Origin of the sequence: Pseudomonas oryzihabitans (assembly GCF_007665395.1) — a bacterium.
Classification (GTDB): domain Bacteria; phylum Pseudomonadota; class Gammaproteobacteria; order Pseudomonadales; family Pseudomonadaceae; genus Chryseomonas; species Chryseomonas psychrotolerans_C.
Window position 1 is genome coordinate 430,822 of the sequence record NZ_VDND01000003.1, and the last position, 16,823, is coordinate 447,644.

Sequence of the window (16,823 nt, forward strand, 5' to 3'; positions counted from 1 at the left end):
GGTCGATCCCGCCCTGTTGGGCTTCGATGGTAAAGCTGTCTCAACCCAACCTACGTCTTTCCCAACCCCTTGTTCACGAGACCCATCATGGCCCAGGCTCCCGGCCTCTATACCCCCACCATTCCCGTTCCGGCGGACCGTCGCGTCCTTGGCGGGCGCGACCTCTTCACCCTCTGGTTCTCCCTCGGCATCGGCCTCATGGTGGCCCAGGCCGGCGCCTTGCTGGCGCCTGGGCTGGGGCTGGCCGACGGCCTGCTGGTGCTGGTGCTGGGTACCCTGGTCGGGGTGTTGCTGCTGGCGGCCGCCGGCCTGGTGGGCAGCGACACCGGTCTGGCCGGGATGACCGCGCTGGGCCAGAGTCTCGGCCAGCGCGGCGCCCTGTTGCCAGCGGTGCTCAACATCACCCAGCTGATCGGCTGGGGTGCCTTCGAACTGGTGGTGATGCGCGAGGCGGCGAGCGTGCTGCTGGGCAGCTGGGGCCTGCAGGCCTGGGCCTCGCCGGTGCTCTGGACCCTGGTGTTCGGCGCCCTGGCCACGGCCCTGGCGGTGGCCGGTCCGCTGACCTTCGTCCGCCGCTTCCTCAGCCGCTGGGGCATCTGGCTGCTGCTCGGTGCCTGCACCTGGCTGACCCTGGATCTCTTCCTGCGCGCCGATCTGGCCGCGCTCTGGCAGCGCCCGGGCGACGGCTCCCTGACCCAGGCCCTGGGCTTCGACCTGGTGGTGGCCATGCCGCTGTCCTGGCTGCCGGTGATCGCCGACTACACCCGCTTCGCCCGCACCGGGCGCAGCGCCGGGCGCGGGGTGATGCTGGGCTATTTCTGCGGCAATCTCTGGCTGATGGGCCTGGGCTTCGCCTACACCCTGGCCTTCGCCAGCGGCGGTGAGGCCGACGCCCTGCTGCGTGCCCTGGCCGTGGCCGGCCTGGGTCTGCCGCTGCTGCTGATCCTGCTGGACGAATCGGAAAACGCCTTCGCCGCCTATCACTCGGCGGCGGTGGCGACGGGTTTCCTCGCCCAGGTGAAGATCTGGCAGCTGACCCTGGCCATCGGCATTCTTTGCACCCTGCTGGCGCTGCTGGTGCCCCTGGCCCAGTACGAGCACTTCCTGTTGCTGATCGGCTCGGTATTCGCCCCGCTGTTCGGCGTGGTGCTGGTGGATCACTTCCTGCTGCGCCGCCGCCGGGCGCCCGAGCGGGTGAGGGCGCTGCGCCTGGAGTCCCTGGTCGCCTGGGCCCTGGGCGTCGCCGTCTACCACCTGTTGCCGCTGGCGCTCCCTGCCTGGGGCGCAACCCTGCCGGCCATCCTGGTGGCCGGTACGGCGCAGGCGGTATTGGGATTGAAGCGGGTATAAGCCGAGCTGTTGGGCTTCGCTGCGCTCAGCCCAACCTACGCGAGCTCTGATCCTGCGCAGGAAGGTGATCCCTGACGCCGAACGGCCCCCGCTCCCGCGTGCGGGGGAGGGCTGGGGTGGGGGCAGGTAGGTCGGCACGCGTGGATGAGGCTGCGCCGTCATCCACCCTACGACCCCGCGGTAAGGCTACCCCTGACGCCGAATGGCCCCCTCTCCCGCGTGCGGGGGAGGGTGGGGGGTTAGGCGGGTAGGGTGGAAAACCGCCTAGCGTTTTCCACGCGCCAGGTCCTACGGCTGGCGACTCTTCCCACGACCGGGGAAGTATTCCGGCTTGAGGATGCCATTGAGCTTGGGATAGGGGATCTTCAGCTCCGGGTGGCCCATGGCGTAGGGGGCGATGCTGCCGATGTCGTACTTGAGCGTCAGGGCGCCGAAGTCCAGGGCCACGTTGTTGGTCTTGAGGAAGGGCCACTGCTGGTGGAATTCGGCGTCGCCGACGCCGTTGCTGACCATCCAGGCTTCCCGCGAGAGCTGCGCCAGGCGCCAGAATTCGCCTTCCTGGCCAGGAAGCAGCATGTCGCCGAGGGTGATCTCGCGATCGAGGTGGCGATCCCAGGTGACGAAGTCGCGGCCGGCCAGGCCGTGGGCGCCGCCGTTGGCCAGGTAGCTGGAGAATTCGATGATCACCAGACCATCATGCTGCTCACGCACCTTGGCCTGCAGGTAGCTGCTCCAGCGCGGCTGGGCCTGGCCAAGGAAGTCGCGCTCGTAGCCGGCCAGGGAAGCGGGGATGGGGGCGCCCGGCTCGGCCCGGGCCAGGCCCAGGAGGTGGCGCTGCACCAGGGCGTCCAGCGCCGGCTCACCGAATTCCACGTAGTCGATGTTGATCAGCGGGCAGTCTTCGCCCTGGCAACCGGCGGGCCGGTGTTCCCAGGCCTGGTGGCGGGGCGTGAGGGGTTTGTCGAGGTTGGGGCCGAAGACGCTTTGGCAACCACCGAGCAGCAGGCCGGCGAGCAGGAGGAGCGGGCGGATACGCATGGGATTCCTTGTCGTTGAAACCTTCGTTGGAACGGAGTGCGACGGCTTTCGAACCCGTCTGGCCGCATAAGTTTGCCAGGGCCGCGCGGAGGTTTCCCGGCTTGTCGTCCGTTTCGCGACTTGCCCCCCGGGGGCTGCACGCGCGCAAGCGGCGCGCTAGGATGATCTGATTACCTTTCACCAGCGCTGGAGCGCCCATGAACGAAGCCAACGAATCCCAGGCGCCTGCCGTCGAGATCCTCAGTCGCGAGATCTGCTTCCAGGGCTTCTACCGGATGGCCCGTTTCCGGCTGCGCCATCGGCAGTTCTCCGGTGGCCTCGGCCCGGAACTGGAGCGCGAGGTCTTCGTGCGCCCCGATGCCGTCTGCGTGCTGCCCTACGATGCCGTGCGCGACGAGGTGGTGCTGATCGAGCAGTTTCGCGTCGGCGTCATGGAAAAGACCGCTCATCCCTGGCTGCTTGAGCCGGTCGCGGGCTTGGTGGACAAGCAGGACGAGGCCGTCGAGGCGGTCGCTCATCGGGAAGCCGAGGAAGAGGCTGGCCTGACCTTGCAATCGCTCTGGCCCATCTCCACCTACTTCCCCTCGCCTGGCGGCAGCGACGAACAGGTCTATCTCTACCTGGGGCGTTGCAGCACCGCGGACGCCGGCGGCGTCCACGGCCTGGAAGAAGAGGGCGAGGACATTCGCGTCCACGTCTGGTCGTTGAACGAGGCACTGGCCGGGGTTCGCGACGGTCGAATCAATAACGCAGCGGCCATCATCGCCCTGCAATGGTTGGCGCTCAATCGCGCCGAGGTACGGGGGTTATGGGGCTGAAACTGCGAGATCGCTATCGAGTTGACCTGCCGGGCCTGCAGGCCACGTGCGAGGCCAACTACGTGCGGCTGATGCGGCTTCTGCCCAAGATGCGGGAAGCCGTGGTGTCGCGCCGCGTCATGTTGTCGCAGGGTGAGCGCCCGCTGGGGGTGCTCGCCCTGGAAGTCACCGAAGCCTGTCCCTACACGACGGCGCTCCGGGTGCGCCAGGAGCTGGGGCTGCCCTGGCTGCCGGTGCCCGAGCTGGAAGTGCGGGTGTATCACGATGCGCGGATGGCGGAGGTGGTGTCGGCGGGAGCCTCGCGGCACCTGCTCGGTCGCTATCCCTATCCCAACCGGGCGATGCACCAGCCCGACGAGAAGAGCCAGCTCAATCTGTTCCTCGGCGAGTGGCTGAGTCACTGCCTGGCCTGTGGCCACGAGGCCGAGCCCATCCTGCAGCGATGAGCACCAGAGCGCAACGCTGACAGCCGCGTCTTCCCTGATGTCGGCCAAGCTGCGAAAATGTGAACCATGCACGCAAGTTCCCGGGAACTTTTCTGCACCCTGCCTGCGCTCGTTGTCCCCTTATGCCTAGGAGGCTTTGGTGAGTTTGCCGGATAGTGTCGACGCTCCCCTGGTTGTTCAACTGACCGATAGCCATCTGTTCGCGCGCGCCAGTGGCCGGTTGCTGGGCATCGACACGGCGGCCAGCCTGCAACAGGTGGTCGCTCAGGTGCAGCGCGAGCAGCCCCGCATCGATCTGCTGCTGGCCAGCGGCGACCTTTCCCAGGACGGGTCGGTGGCGTCCTACCAGAGATTCTGCGAACTGACCGAGCCCCTCGCCGCGCCCATGCGCTGGCTGGCCGGCAATCACGATGAGAACGCGCCCATGGCCAAGGCCTGTGGTGATCGGGATTTCCTCAAAACGGTCACCGACGTGGGCGCCTGGCGGCTGATCCTGCTCGACAGCACCGTGCGTGGCTGCGTCTTCGGCGAGCTGGAGCAGGCGCAACTGGCGGCTCTGGACGAGGCCTTGACCGCCGCGCCCGAGCGCCCGGCACTGATCTGCCTGCACCACCATCCGGTACCGGTCGGCTGTGGCTGGATGGAGCCCCTGGGGCTGCACCGGGCGGACGAGCTGTTCGCCGTGCTGGATCGCCATCCCCAGGTCAGGGTGGTGCTCTGGGGGCATATCCACCAGGAATTCGATCAGCTGCGCAACGGCGTGCGGCTGCTGGCCTCGCCCTCCACCGGGCTGCAATTCGAGCCGGGCAGCCAGGACTTCAAGGCCGGCGACCAGGCGCCCGGGTATCGCTGGTTGCGGCTGTTGCCCGATGGCGGCCTGGAGACCGGTGTCTCGCGCCTGGAGCAGCATGGCTTCACCGTGGACCACAGCGCCGCGGGCTACTGACGCCGGTCGGCGGTCATGGTGGCAAGGATCGAAACGGGTTACCCTGTACCTGTTTTTTTATCCAGTAGGAGCGGCCCGATGCCGTCGATCCTTTATATCCATGGTTTCAACAGCTCACCCGCCTCGTTGAAGGCGCGGCAGCTGACCGCCTGCATGACGCAGCTGGGCCTGGCGGACCAGCTGCGGGCGCCTGCGCTGCCCAACGATGCCGGCGCTGCCTTCGCCTTGCTGGAGCGCGAACTGGCCGAGCTGGACGCCCCCTTGCTGGTCGGCAGCTCCCTGGGCGGCTACTATGCGACCGTCCTGGCGGAGCGCCACGGGCTCAAGGCCGTGCTGATCAACCCGGCGGTACGGCCCTGGCGCTTCATGGAGCATTACCTGGGGCCCCAGCGCAATCACCACACCGGCGAGACCTGGACCCTCACCGAGGCCCATGTCGCCGCCCTGAGCGCGCTGGAGGTCGCGGCACCGGCGGATCCCGAGCGCTTCCACGTCTGGCTGCAGACCGGCGACGAGACCCTCGACTACCGCGACGCCGAACGCTACTACGGTGCCTGCACCCTGCGCATCGAGCAGGGCGGCGACCACGGCTTCCAGGGCTTCCACCGCCAGCTGCCGCTGCTGCTGGAACTGGCCGGCTTCGACCCGGCGCTCTGGCGCGAGCTGGATTTCAACACCTTCGAATAGAGACCCCATGGCCACGCAGAACGCCTACAACGCCGATGCCATCGAAGTCCTTTCCGGACTCGATCCGGTGCGCAAGCGCCCTGGCATGTACACCGACACCTCCCGGCCCAACCACCTGGCCCAGGAAGTCATCGACAACAGCGTGGACGAGGCCCTGGCCGGCCATGCCCGCGCGGTGCAGGTAATCCTGCATGCCGACAACTCCCTCGAGGTGATCGACGATGGCCGCGGCATGCCGGTGGACATCCATCCGGAAGAGGGCGTTTCCGGCGTCGAGCTGATCCTCACCAAGCTGCACGCCGGCGGCAAGTTCTCCAACAAGAACTACCAGTTCTCCGGTGGCCTGCACGGCGTGGGTATCTCGGTGGTGAACGCCCTGTCGACCCGCGTCGAGGTGCGTGTCAAGCGCGAGGGCAATGAATACGGCATGGCCTTCGCCGACGGCTTCAAGGCCAGCGAACTGGCGGTGGTCGGCAGCGTCGGCAAGCGCAATACCGGTACCAGCGTGCACTTCTGGCCGGACCCCAAGTACTTCGATTCGCCCAAGTTTTCCGTCAGCCGCCTGAAGCACGTGCTCAAGGCCAAGGCCGTGCTCTGCCCGGGTCTCGCCGTGAGCTTCCACGACGAAGCCAGCGGTGAGCGCGTCGAGTGGCATTACGAGGACGGCCTGAGATCCTACCTGGTGGACACCGTGGGCGACGCCCTGCGGCTGCCGGAAGCGCCCTTCCACGGCAGCCTGGCATCGGCCCGCGAGGCCGTGGACTGGGCGTTGTTCTGGCTGCCCGAGGGCGGCGAGTCGGTGCAGGAGAGCTACGTCAACCTGATTCCCACCGCCCAGGGCGGCACCCATGTCAACGGCCTGCGCCAGGGCCTGCTGGATGCCATCCGCGAATTCTGCGAATTCCGCAACCTCTTGCCGCGCGGCCTCAAGCTGGCCCCGGAAGATGTCTGGGAGCGCATCGCCTTCGTCCTATCGATGAAGATGCAGGAGCCGCAATTCTCTGGCCAGACCAAGGAGCGGCTGTCTTCCCGCGAGGCCGCGGCCTTCGTCGCCGGGGTGGTCAAGGACGCCTTCAGCCTCTGGCTCAACACCCATCCGGAGCTGGGCCAGCAGATCGCCGAACTGGCCATCAACAACGCCGGCCGCCGCCTCAAGGCGGGCAAGAAGGTCGAGCGCAAGAAGATCACCCAGGGCCCGGCGCTGCCCGGCAAGCTGGCCGACTGCGCTGGCCAGGATCCGCTGCGATCCGAGCTGTTCCTGGTGGAGGGTGACTCCGCCGGCGGCAGCGCCAAGCAGGCGCGCAGCAAGGAATTCCAGGCCATCATGCCGCTGCGCGGCAAGATCCTGAACACCTGGGAAGTAGACGGCAGCGAGGTACTGGGCAGCCAGGAGGTGCACGACATCGCCGTGGCCATCGGCATCGATCCGGGCAGCGCCGACCTGAGCGGCCTGAGATACGGCAAGATCTGCATCCTCGCCGATGCCGACTCCGACGGCCTGCACATCGCCACCCTGCTGTGCGCCCTGTTCGTGCAGCACTTCCGCCCGCTGGTGGATGCCGGTCATGTCTATGTGGCCATGCCGCCGCTGTACCGCATCGACCTCGGCAAGGAAGTCCACTACGCCCTCGACGAAGCCGAGCGCGATGGCATCCTTGATCGCTTGGCGGCGGAGAAGAAGCGCGGCAAGCCCCAGGTCACCCGCTTCAAGGGCCTCGGCGAGATGAATCCGCTGCAACTGCGCGAGACCACTATGGACCCCAACACCCGGCGCCTGGTGCAACTGACCCTGGAAGACGTGCCCGGCACCCTCGAGATGATGGACATGCTGCTGGCCAAGAAGAGATCCGGCGATCGCAAGAGCTGGCTGGAATCCAAGGGCGACCGCGCCGAAGTGCTGCTCTAAATCTAAATATGTTGGCTGCGCTTATCGCGGCCATGGGCCGCTCCTACAGGTGTATCGAGCGCCTGTAGGAGCGGCCGCTTCGGCGGACCGCCATGGCCGCGATGGACACCACACTCCGATTACTGACGTAACACCAAAGGATTCCCATGAGTGCACCCCTCGACCTGAGCCTGGACGGCGTCGAACGCCGCTCGCTGGCCGACTTCACCGAGCAGGCGTACCTGAACTACTCCATGTACGTGATCATGGACCGCGCCCTGCCGCATATCGGCGACGGCCTCAAGCCGGTGCAGCGTCGCATCGTCTACGCCATGAGCGAACTGGGCCTGGACGCCGACGCCAAGCACAAGAAGTCCGCCCGTACCGTCGGTGACGTCCTCGGTAAGTACCACCCCCACGGCGACTCGGCCTGCTACGAAGCCATGGTGCTCATGGCGCAGCCGTTCTCCTATCGCTATCCGCTGGTGGATGGCCAGGGCAACTGGGGGGCGCCGGACGATCCCAAGTCCTTCGCCGCCATGCGCTACACCGAGGCGCGCCTGTCACGCTATTCCGAGGTGCTGCTCAACGAACTGGGGCAGGGCACCGTGGACTGGGTGCCCAACTTCGACGGCACCCTGAACGAGCCGGCGGTGCTGCCGGCGCGGCTGCCCAACCTGCTGCTCAACGGCACCACCGGCATCGCCGTGGGCATGGCCACCGACATCCCGCCGCACAACCTGCGCGAGGTGGCGGCCGCCTGCGTGCGCCTGCTGGACGATCCCATCGCCGGCATTCCCGAACTGCTCGAACACGTGCCTGGTCCGGACTTCCCCACCGAGGCCGAGATCGTCACGCCGCGTGCCGACCTGCGCAAGATCTACGAGACCGGCCGCGGCTCGGTGCGCATGCGCGCCGTCTACCGCCGCGAGGATGGCGACGTGGTCATCACCGCGCTGCCGCACCAGGTCTCCGGCTCCAAGGTGCTGGAGCAGATCGCCGCCCAGATGCAGGCCAAGAAGCTGCCCATGGTGGCCGACCTGCGCGACGAGTCGGACCACGAGAATCCCACCCGCATCGTCATCGTGCCGCGCTCCAACCGCATCGATGCCGACGAACTGATGCAGCACCTGTTCGCCACCACCGATCTCGAATCCAGCTACCGGGTCAACCTCAACGTCATCGGTCTGGACGGCAAGCCTCAGGTCAAGGATCTCCGGCAGATCCTCCAGGAATGGCTGATCTATCGCATCGGCACCGTGCGCCGCCGGCTGCAGTTCCGCCTGGACAAGGTCGAGCGCCGCCTGCACCTGCTGGACGGCCTGCTGGTCGCCTTCCTCAACCTCGACGAGGTGATCCACATCATCCGTACCGAGGAGCATCCCAAGCAGGCGCTGATGGCCCGCTTCGAACTCTCCGAGGAGCAGGCCGACTACATCCTGGAAACCCGCCTGCGCCAGCTGGCGCGGCTGGAAGAGATGAAGATCCGTGGCGAACAGGCGGAGCTGCTCAAGGAGCAGAAGCGCCTGCAGACTCTGCTGGGCAGCGACAAGAAGCTGCGCAACTTGGTCCGCGACGAGCTGATCAAGGATGCCGAGACCTATGGCGACGCGCGTCGCTCGCCCATCGTCGAGCGCGCCGAGGCCAAGGCCCTGTCCGAAACCGAGCTGATGCCCACCGAGCCGGTGACCGTGGTGCTCTCTGAGAAGGGCTGGGTGCGCCAGGCCAAGGGCCACGACGTCGACGCGACCGGGCTGTCCTACAAGGCCGGCGACGGCTTCAAGGCGGCGGCCCTGGGCCGTTCCAACCAGTTCGCCGTGTTCATCGACTCCACCGGCCGCAGCTATTCGGTGGCGGCCCATTCGCTGCCGTCGGCCCGTGGCCAGGGCGAACCCCTGACCGGCCGCCTCACGCCGCCACCGGGTGCCAGCTTCGAATGCCTGCTCCTGCCGGACGACGCTGGCCTCTATGTGCTGGCCTCGGATGCCGGCTACGGCTTCGTGGTCAAGGGCGAGGACCTGCAGGCCAAGAACAAGGCCGGCAAGGCGCTGATCAGCCTGCCCAACGGCGCCAAGGTGCTGCCGCCCAAGCCGGTGGCCGCCCTGGAAGACACCTCCATCGCCGTGGTCACCAACGAAGGGCGCCTGCTGGTGTTCGCCATCACCGAGCTGCCGCAACTGGCCAAGGGCAAGGGCAACAAGCTGATTTCCATTCCCGGCGAGCGGGTCGCCAAGCGCGAGGAATACGTGGTGGACCTGGCCGTGGTCCCGTCCGGGGCGTCCCTGACCCTGCAGGCAGGCAAGCGGCCCTATACCCTCAAGGGCAGTGACCTCGAGCACTACCGTGCCGAGCGCGGCCGGCGGGGCAATAAACTGCCGCGTGGCTTCCAGCGGGTGGATTCGCTGCAGGTGGAAACTTGAGCCGCCTGCGGTCAGCCGCTAGCATAGACCCGATTTTTTCGACCAGGACTCGCCGGGCCGTGGCGCCCGTCGAGAGAGAGCCTCGATGAAACGGATGTGTCTCGCCAGGCTGGCGCTCGTCGGCCTGCTGGCCGGTCTGGGTGGCTGTGCCAGCGTCGGTCCTACCCACTACTATCAGCTCGATGGCGGCAGCGTGCGTGCGCCGGCCAGCGGTGACCGAGGGCTCGCGGTGTGGATCGAGAGCCTGCAACTGGCCGACTACCTGCAGCGCGATGTCCTGCTGGAGCGCCAGGCCGATGGCAGCCTGGCGACCACCCGTGACCACTGGGCCGGTCCACTGGACGCCAACGTGCGCCAGTTGCTGCAACGCCAACTCGCCAGCCGGCTGAACAGCGGGCGGGTCGTGGTGGGCGAGCCGCCTGAGGGCTTCGCGCCGCAATACCGCGTGGAGCTGGTGGTGACCCGTCTCGACGCCGGTGACCGGGCGCCGGCCACCCTGGATGCCAGCTGGCAGCTGCGCGATAGCCAGGATCGGCTGCTGGACACCCAGGTGGTGCACCTGCAGGCGCGCCACGCGGGTGATCGCGCCGCCCAGGTACGGGCCCAGGGCGAGCTGCTGCAGCAATTCGCCGCGCGGCTCGCCACCGATCTGACCAAGGTCGCCCAGCGCGGTCGCCGTTCCAGCGACGTGGCCCGCAAGGAGCCCAAGCAACTCGTGGAAGAGGCCCAGGCACGGCCGACGCTGCCAGCCGTGGTGCCCATTCGCACCGGCGCCGAGGTCTACCGCTTCTGATCCGGCAGGCGCCCGTGCGTCGCCGCGCGGGAGCTGTCGGCGGTGCCCGACGCTCTATCCAGCAGGACCACCAGGCCTCGGAGGCTCCATGACGCTGCCCCTGTTTCCGCTGAACACCACCCTGTTTCCCGGCTGCCGCCTCGACTTGCAGCTGTTCGAGGCGCGCTACCTGGACATGCTCGGCCGTTGCCTCAAGCAAGGCAGCAGCTTCGGTGTGGTAACCATCCTCGAAGGCCGGGAAACCGGTGCCGCGCCGAATCGTCTGGGCAGCCATGGCTGCGAGGCGTTGATCCGCGATTGGCAGCAACAGAGCAACGGACTGTTGGGCATCCGTATCGAAGGGGGCAGGCGGTTTCGCCTGCTGAGCCAGGAAGAGCAGGCCGATCACCTGGTGGTCGGCGAGGTGGAGTGGCTGCCGGAGCTCCCTCCCCAGCCGTTGCGCGATGCCGACGCGGACCTGCTGGCGCTGCTGGTGGCACTTGCCCAGCATCCCATGGTGGCCAGTCTGGACATGGGGGGCGAAGTCGCCGACCGCCAGGCGCTCGGCTGCCAACTGGCCTATCTGCTGCCCTTCGAGGCGCATTTGAAACTGGCGTGGCTGGGCATGGACGATCAGGGTCAGCGCCTGGCCGACATCGAGCGCCACCTGGTGGACCTGCAGGGCGATTTCCAGGCCTGACAAAGCCTGGTCATTCCCCGTGAAGCTTCAGCCAGCCCTTGTCCCGGGCAGCCTGGATCGTCAGCCCGCCCATTGAATCCATCATAGCCCTACTGCTACCTGCCTGGTCGAGCAGCGTTCGCTGCCTTCCACAGCGTGTTCACCGGGCCAACAGTCTTGCCTGGCGCAGGGTAAACAGGTGCCGAGCCCGAACGCCAGGCAAAAGAAAGCCCGCCGGGCAGGGCGGGCTAAAAGTGCTTTGGGGGCACTGGATAAGACTCTGGCACTTTGCCATAAGTTCAGTCTTATGAGATCAAAGTGCCATTCTTGCGCAGGCCTCAGCGGTGGCCGTCGACAAGAGCTCCTGCCCAGGGGCACCGCTCCGCCAACCCCTTGGCTTGCAGGGCGATACCGGGGCGACGGGAGGCCCTGCGAGGGATCATTCGGCGGCGGGCGGGCCCGACTGTTCAGGGCAGGGTAGCCGCTTTTGCTCCAGCAGGGCCTCGATGACGGCCAGGTCCTCCTGCTGCTTGGCGAAGCGGTCGAACTGGTGCTTCAGCCAGCGTTGGCTCGACTCGACGTTGCGGCGACGCCGGGCGACCTCACGCTCCAGTTCGGATACTGACTTCTGCTCAAGCTCGGCTAGATCGGGACTGCGGTAGGGCATCTCATGCATCCTTGCATGGTGGCGATGCGAGATCAGACCGGAATCCTGGCATGAGTTCCGTTCGCTATCGCGATAGCTACCGTTCAGGCGAAGCGGCTTTACCAGCCACCTCCCTGGCAATAGTCTTACCTATTGCGATAAGGTTTTATGAAAGCACGATGTACAGTCCCGCCTTACAAAGGGCGCTGGGCGCCCTGGCCGGTGCCTTTCCCCGTCACGTCTGCCAGGCCGAGCGTTCCACCTCGGGCCTGATACGCATCGTCCTGCACCTGAGGTCCGGGGGCCGGCCACCACTTGGCTGGACGACCACGGACGGCGAACTCACCAATCCCGCCGCGTTGGCGCGAATGGTCGCCCATATGCAGGCAGCCTTGCGTCAGCGACTGGACGGGGCGCAGTCCTGAACGCGGGGGGCCTGGCGAGCGGTGGGGCGTCTACTGAGCGGGCGTGCGCTGGGCCTGGCAGGGGTTTGGCGGGGACGCCGCCTGGGCGCCGCTGTGCCCAGCGGATCGGGAGAGCGACAGCGAAGCCCCTGGCGGCAGATCGCCAGGGGCCTTCGAAGGATGCTCAGCCGGCCAGCAGCTTGAGGAATTCGCGGTTGAAGGCCGGAATGTCGTCCGGCTTGCGGCTGCTCACCAGTTGGCCATCGACGATGACCTCCTGGTCCTGCCAGGTGGCGCCGGCATTCTTGAGGTCGTCGGTCAGCGACGGCCAGCTGGTCAGGGTCTTGCCCTGCACCAGGCCGGCGGAGATCAGCAGCCAGGCGCCGTGGCAGATGACGGCGACGGGCTTGCCGGCATCGGCGATCTGCTTGGTCAGTTGCTGGGCCTGGGCATCGATGCGGATGGTATCGGCATTGACCACGCCCCCGGGCAGCAGCACGGCGTCATAGTCACCGGCGTTGGCGGCGGCGAAGGTCAGGTCCACCGGAAAGCTGTCGGCCGGCTCGGTACCGTCCCAGCCCCGGACTTCGCCGCTTTCGGCGGAGATGATGTGGGTCTGGGCACCTGCCTGCTCCAGCGCTTCCTTGGGTCCGGTGAGCTCGGCCTGTTCGAAGCCGTCGGTGACCAGGATGGCGATCTTCTTGCCGTTCAGGGATGTAGCCATGGTGCGGATACCTCGGTAGGAATTCGGGGTGGGCTAGCCTTTTGCCAGCGCTCATAGATCGGGCTCATTCGGGCCATACGAAGTTCCTTCGTCGCGCCCGATGGCATCCCACGGCGGCGCGGAGTAAATTTGTGACATCCCTCGCAGAGTAGTCTTCATGTCCCAAGCGTCCCCTCAGCTGACCGAGGAGCAGATCCGTCAGGCCCTGCAAGGCATCAGCATTCCCCCGCAGCCGCAGATCATGGTGGATCTGCAACTCGAACAGCTCATGCCCAATCCCGATCTCAAGGTCATCTCCCGCCTGATCGGCCAGGATCCCGGGCTGTCGGGCGCCCTGCTCAAGCTGGTCAATTCGCCGTATTTCGGTCTGAGCAATCGCATCACCTCGATCCAGCGGGCGGTCAACCTGCTGGGCAGCCAGTCGGTCATCAACCTGATCAATGCCCAGTCGATCAAGGGCGAGCTCACCGACGAGACCATCGTCATCCTCAACCGCTTCTGGGACACCGCCCAGGACGTGGCCGAGACCTGCCTGAGCCTGGCCAAGAAGACCGGCTACCCGACGCCGGACGAAGCCTATGCCCTCGGCCTGTTCCACAACTGCGGCATCCCGCTGATGCTCAAGCGCTTCCCCAACTACATGGCGGTGCTGGAAGAGGCCTATGCCAGTGTCAACGAGCAGGTGCGGGTGGTGGACGTGGAGAACCGCATCTTCAGCACCAACCACGCGGTAGTGGGCTATTTCATTTCTCGTTCCTGGCGCCTGCCGGAGCACGTCGGCCAGGCCATCGCCAACCACCACAACGCCCAGTCGGTGTTCGACGAGGAGTCGACCACCGACATCCAGATCAAGAACCTGCTGGCCCTGCTGAAGATGGCCGAACACATCTGCGGCTGCTATCGCGCCCTGGGTGGCCAGGACGAGGATCACGAGTGGCGGGCCATCGCCCCGCGGGTGCTGGATCACGTCGGCCTGTCCGAATACGACTTCGAGTCGCTCAAGGAGACCATCCTTGAGATGGGCAGCGGTCGGATCAATTACTAGATTTGGTTAAAAGGGCCTGCGCTCGGCCATGCGGCGTTGAAAACCAGCTCGGAATGCTCATTTACCCTTTGTAAACTCCGCTTCCTCGCTGTTTTGATTCGCTGGCGCTCACCCTTCGGGCCAGCCTTCGGCTGTTACTCCCGTTGGTCGTTGCGCCTTGCCTGACCTTCGCTCGGCGCCTTTTAAGCCAAATCTCTGGAATAAGCCTCCTGGATCTCCATGCCCGAATTACCTGAAGTCGAAACCACCCGCCGGGGCATCGAGCCTCATGTCGTCGGTCAGCGCGTGCGCCGGGTCATCGTCCGCGATGCCCGGCTGCGCTGGCCGGTGCCCGAGGACCTGGATGTGCGCCTCTCCGGCCAGCGCATCGAGGCCGTGGAGCGCCGCGCCAAGTACCTGCTGATCAAGGCCGAAAGCGGTACCCTGATCGGCCACCTGGGCATGTCCGGCAGCCTGCGCCTGGTGCCGGCGGACCAGCCGCCGGCCAAGCACGAGCATGTCGACATCGAGCTGGAGTCCGGGCTGTCGCTGCGCTACACCGATCCGCGACGCTTTGGCGCCTTGCTCTGGACCCAGGATCCTCTCGCCCACGTGTTGCTCAGCAAGCTGGGGCCCGAGCCGCTGACCGCTGCCTTCGATGGTGGTCGGCTGTACGAGCTGTCGCGTGGGCGCAGCATGGCGGTCAAGCCCTTCATCATGGATAACGCCGTGGTGGTGGGGGTGGGCAACATCTACGCCGCCGAGGCGCTGTTCGCCGCCGGCATCGATCCGCGCCGCGCCGCCGGCAGCATCTCCCGGGCGCGCTACGACCGTCTGGCCGAGGAGATCAAGAAGGTGCTGGCGCGCTCCATCGAGAGTGGTGGCACCACCCTGCGTGACTTCATCGGTGGCGATGGCGCGCCCGGCTATTTCAAGCAGGAGTTGTTCGTCTACGGCCGCAAGGGCGAGTTCTGCAAGGTGTGCGGCACCGGCTTGCAGGAGATCCGCCTCGGTCAGCGCGCCAGCGTCTATTGCCGCAAGTGCCAGCGATGAAGGCCCTGGCCGGGCTGGTGCTGCTGACGCTGCTGGGCCAGCAGCTGGCCTGGGCCGATGCCGACAACGGCCGCAATCTCTTCCTGCGCCGCTGCCACAACTGCCACTCGGTGGGGCCGGGCGCCCAGTCCGGTTTCGGGCCCCAGCTCAACGACCTCTTCGGCCGCCAGGCCGGCAGCCTGGCCGGTTACAACTACTCCGACGCCATGCGCAACGCCGGCTTCGCCTGGGATCGTGAATCCCTGGCAGCCTTCCTGCGCGATCCCGAGCAGCAGGTGCCGGGCACCAAGATGAGATTCTGGGGCATCGGCGATGCCGAGGATCTGGGCGACATCGCCGACTACCTGCAGACCCAGCACCACGCCCCCTGATCCGTTTTAGTGGTCGCCGCCACCGGCGCCCGGCTTGGCCGCGAAGGGTGGCTTGGCCAGCCAGATGATCAGGAACAGCCCCATGAAGATCCAGCCGAGCAGGGTGAAGTAGTCCACCGTGGACAGCATGTAGGCCTGGCCTTCCACCACCTTGTCCAGCTGGGCATAGGCCTGCTGTGACGGGCCGCCGATGGCGTCCAGGTAGTGCTGGGTGGCCGGGCTGTAGACGGTCACGTCCTCGGTCAGCTGGGCATGGTGATGGATGGCGCGGCGCTGCCACAGCCAGGTGGTCAGGGAGGAGGCGAAGCTGCCGCCCAGGACCCGCAGGAAGGTGGCCAGGCCGCCGCCGTCCGCCAGCTCCGAGGGTTTGAGGCTGGACAGCAGGATGCTGGTGGTGGGCATGAAGAACAGCGCCACGCCGAGGCCCATGAAGGTCTGCACCTCGGCGATGTGGCGATAGTCCACCTCGTTGTTGAAGGTCGCCCTCATGAAGCAGGAGGCGCCGATCACCAGGAAGGAGCCGCCGGCCAGCAGGCGCAGGTCGGTCTTGTGCGCGAACTTGCCCACCAGCGGCGAGAGGATCACCGGCAGGATGCCGATGGGCGCCGCCGCCAGGCCCGCCCACACCGGGGTGTAGCCGAGCTGGGTCTGCAGCCACTGGGGCAGCAGCAGGTTGATGCCGAAGAAGCCCGAGTAGCCCAGGACCAGCGCCAGGGTGCCGAAGCTGAAGTTGCGATAGCGGAACAGCCGCAGGTTGACGATGGGATGCTTGTCGGTCAGCTCCCAGATCACCAGGGCGGTCAGGGCCACGGCGGAGATGGCCGCGCCCAGGCAGATCAGGTTGGATTCGAACCAGTCCAGGTCGTTGCCCTTGTCCAGCACCACCTGCAGCACGCCCACGCCGATCACCAGCAGGATCAGCCCGACGTAGTCGATGGGCTGGCTGACCAGTTTTTCCGGCTTCTTGCCCAGCTGGGTCCAGACCACCAGGGTGGCGAAGATGCCGATGGGAATGTTGATGAAGAAGATCCACGGCCAACTGTAGTTGTCGGTGATCCAGCCGCCGGCGATGGGGCCGATGATGGGCGCCACCACCGTCACCATCGCCAGCAGCGCCAGGGCCATGCCGCGCTTGGCCGCCGGGAAGATCGCCAGCAGCAGGGTCTGGGCCATGGGATAGAGCGGGCCGGCGACGAAGCCCTGCATGGCGCGGAAGATCACCAGCTCGGGCATGGAGGTGGCGATGCCGCAGAGGAAGGAGGTGATGACGAAGAGCACCACGGCGGCCATGAACAGCTTGACCTCGCCGAAGCGCCTGGCCATCCAGCCGGTGAGCGGCAGGGCGATGGCGTTGCTCACGGCGAAGGCGGTGATGACCCAGGTGCCCTGTTCCGAGCTCACCCCGAGGTTGCCGGAAATGGTGGTCAGGGCGACGTTGGCGATGGTGGTGTCGAGCACCTGCATGAAGGTGGCCAGGGACAGGCCCACCGTGGCGAGCACCAGGCTCGCCGGGCGAAAGGCGTTATCGCTCATGACGGATTACCAGAAGGGGTGGGCGGG

The 16,823-nt window shown here is 66.7% G+C and carries 17 protein-coding genes; 13 read left to right on the top strand and 4 right to left on the bottom strand.

The features are described from left to right. Positions 1-87 precede the first annotated feature (87 nt). Positions 88-1,350, top strand: a complete 1,263-nt coding sequence (cytX, locus tag FSV73_RS09520) for a putative hydroxymethylpyrimidine transporter CytX (protein WP_145007115.1) — start codon at positions 88-90, stop codon at positions 1,348-1,350. Between the two features lie 288 nt (positions 1,351-1,638). On the opposite strand, the gene FSV73_RS09525 is transcribed toward cytX, so the two are convergent. Then, the gene (locus FSV73_RS09525) at positions 1,639-2,388 is read right to left on the bottom strand and encodes an RsiV family protein (RefSeq protein ID WP_145007117.1); all 750 of its coding nucleotides are present in this window, start codon (positions 2,386-2,388) and stop codon (positions 1,639-1,641) included. A gap of 197 nt (positions 2,389-2,585) precedes the next feature. On the opposite strand from FSV73_RS09525, the gene FSV73_RS09530 reads away from it, so the two are divergent. From FSV73_RS09530 to FSV73_RS09565, 8 genes are all read left to right on the top strand, one after another. Next, on the top strand, positions 2,586-3,206 hold the full coding sequence (locus FSV73_RS09530; protein WP_145007120.1) for an NUDIX domain-containing protein: 621 nt from the start codon (positions 2,586-2,588) through the stop codon (positions 3,204-3,206). After that, complete coding sequence (locus FSV73_RS09535) at positions 3,197-3,652, top strand: DUF1249 domain-containing protein (RefSeq protein ID WP_145007122.1); 456 nt, start codon at positions 3,197-3,199, stop codon at positions 3,650-3,652. Before FSV73_RS09530 ends, FSV73_RS09535 begins: the two co-directional genes overlap by 10 nt. A gap of 139 nt (positions 3,653-3,791) precedes the next feature. After that, on the top strand, positions 3,792-4,598 hold the full coding sequence (gene cpdA, locus FSV73_RS09540) for a 3',5'-cyclic-AMP phosphodiesterase (protein WP_145007124.1): 807 nt from the start codon (positions 3,792-3,794) through the stop codon (positions 4,596-4,598). A gap of 78 nt (positions 4,599-4,676) precedes the next feature. Next, a complete protein-coding gene (locus FSV73_RS09545; RefSeq protein ID WP_145007126.1) occupies positions 4,677-5,285 on the top strand; it encodes a YqiA/YcfP family alpha/beta fold hydrolase in 609 nt (202 codons plus the stop codon). A gap of 7 nt (positions 5,286-5,292) precedes the next feature. Next, positions 5,293-7,191, top strand: a complete 1,899-nt coding sequence (gene parE / locus FSV73_RS09550; RefSeq protein ID WP_145007128.1) for a DNA topoisomerase IV subunit B — start codon at positions 5,293-5,295, stop codon at positions 7,189-7,191. 146 nt (positions 7,192-7,337) lie between these two features. Then, positions 7,338-9,590 (top strand): DNA topoisomerase IV subunit A, encoded by a 2,253-nt coding sequence (parC, locus tag FSV73_RS09555; RefSeq protein ID WP_145007130.1) that lies wholly within the window; start codon positions 7,338-7,340, stop codon positions 9,588-9,590. Positions 9,591-9,675: 85 nt separating this feature from the next. Further along, positions 9,676-10,383, top strand: a complete 708-nt coding sequence (locus tag FSV73_RS09560; RefSeq protein ID WP_145007132.1) for a PqiC family protein — start codon at positions 9,676-9,678, stop codon at positions 10,381-10,383. A gap of 88 nt (positions 10,384-10,471) precedes the next feature. Next, positions 10,472-11,062, top strand: a complete 591-nt coding sequence (locus FSV73_RS09565; RefSeq protein ID WP_145007134.1) for an LON peptidase substrate-binding domain-containing protein — start codon at positions 10,472-10,474, stop codon at positions 11,060-11,062. A gap of 418 nt (positions 11,063-11,480) precedes the next feature. Here FSV73_RS09565 and FSV73_RS09570 read toward each other — a convergent pair whose 3' ends face one another. Then, the gene (locus tag FSV73_RS09570; protein WP_145007136.1) at positions 11,481-11,708 is read right to left on the bottom strand and encodes a hypothetical protein; all 228 of its coding nucleotides are present in this window, start codon (positions 11,706-11,708) and stop codon (positions 11,481-11,483) included. Positions 11,709-11,866: 158 nt separating this feature from the next. On the opposite strand from FSV73_RS09570, the gene FSV73_RS09575 reads away from it, so the two are divergent. After that, positions 11,867-12,112 carry a hypothetical protein gene (locus tag FSV73_RS09575; RefSeq protein WP_145007138.1) on the top strand — a complete coding sequence of 82 codons (246 nt, stop codon included), beginning with the start codon at positions 11,867-11,869 and terminating at the stop codon, positions 12,110-12,112. 163 nt (positions 12,113-12,275) lie between these two features. Here FSV73_RS09575 and FSV73_RS09580 read toward each other — a convergent pair whose 3' ends face one another. Then, a complete protein-coding gene (locus FSV73_RS09580; protein WP_145007140.1) occupies positions 12,276-12,815 on the bottom strand; it encodes a type 1 glutamine amidotransferase domain-containing protein in 540 nt (179 codons plus the stop codon). Positions 12,816-13,035: 220 nt separating this feature from the next. Between FSV73_RS09580 and FSV73_RS09585 the strand changes: the two genes are divergently transcribed. The 3 genes from FSV73_RS09585 to FSV73_RS09595 all read left to right on the top strand — a co-directional run bounded on the left by FSV73_RS09585 (position 13,036) and on the right by FSV73_RS09595 (position 15,263). Beyond that, a complete protein-coding gene (locus FSV73_RS09585) occupies positions 13,036-13,860 on the top strand; it encodes an HDOD domain-containing protein (protein WP_186309208.1) in 825 nt (274 codons plus the stop codon). Between the two features lie 219 nt (positions 13,861-14,079). Next, entirely contained in the window at positions 14,080-14,892 is an 813-nt protein-coding gene (gene mutM / locus FSV73_RS09590; RefSeq protein ID WP_145007144.1) for a bifunctional DNA-formamidopyrimidine glycosylase/DNA-(apurinic or apyrimidinic site) lyase, read from the top strand. Next, on the top strand, positions 14,889-15,263 hold the full coding sequence (locus tag FSV73_RS09595) for a c-type cytochrome (protein ID WP_145007146.1): 375 nt from the start codon (positions 14,889-14,891) through the stop codon (positions 15,261-15,263). The genes mutM and FSV73_RS09595 overlap by 4 nt, the downstream gene beginning before the upstream one ends. Before the next feature lie 6 nt (positions 15,264-15,269). Here FSV73_RS09595 and FSV73_RS09600 read toward each other — a convergent pair whose 3' ends face one another. Next, complete coding sequence (locus tag FSV73_RS09600; RefSeq protein ID WP_145007148.1) at positions 15,270-16,796, bottom strand: DHA2 family efflux MFS transporter permease subunit; 1,527 nt, start codon at positions 16,794-16,796, stop codon at positions 15,270-15,272. Between the last annotated feature and the right edge of the window lie 27 nt (positions 16,797-16,823).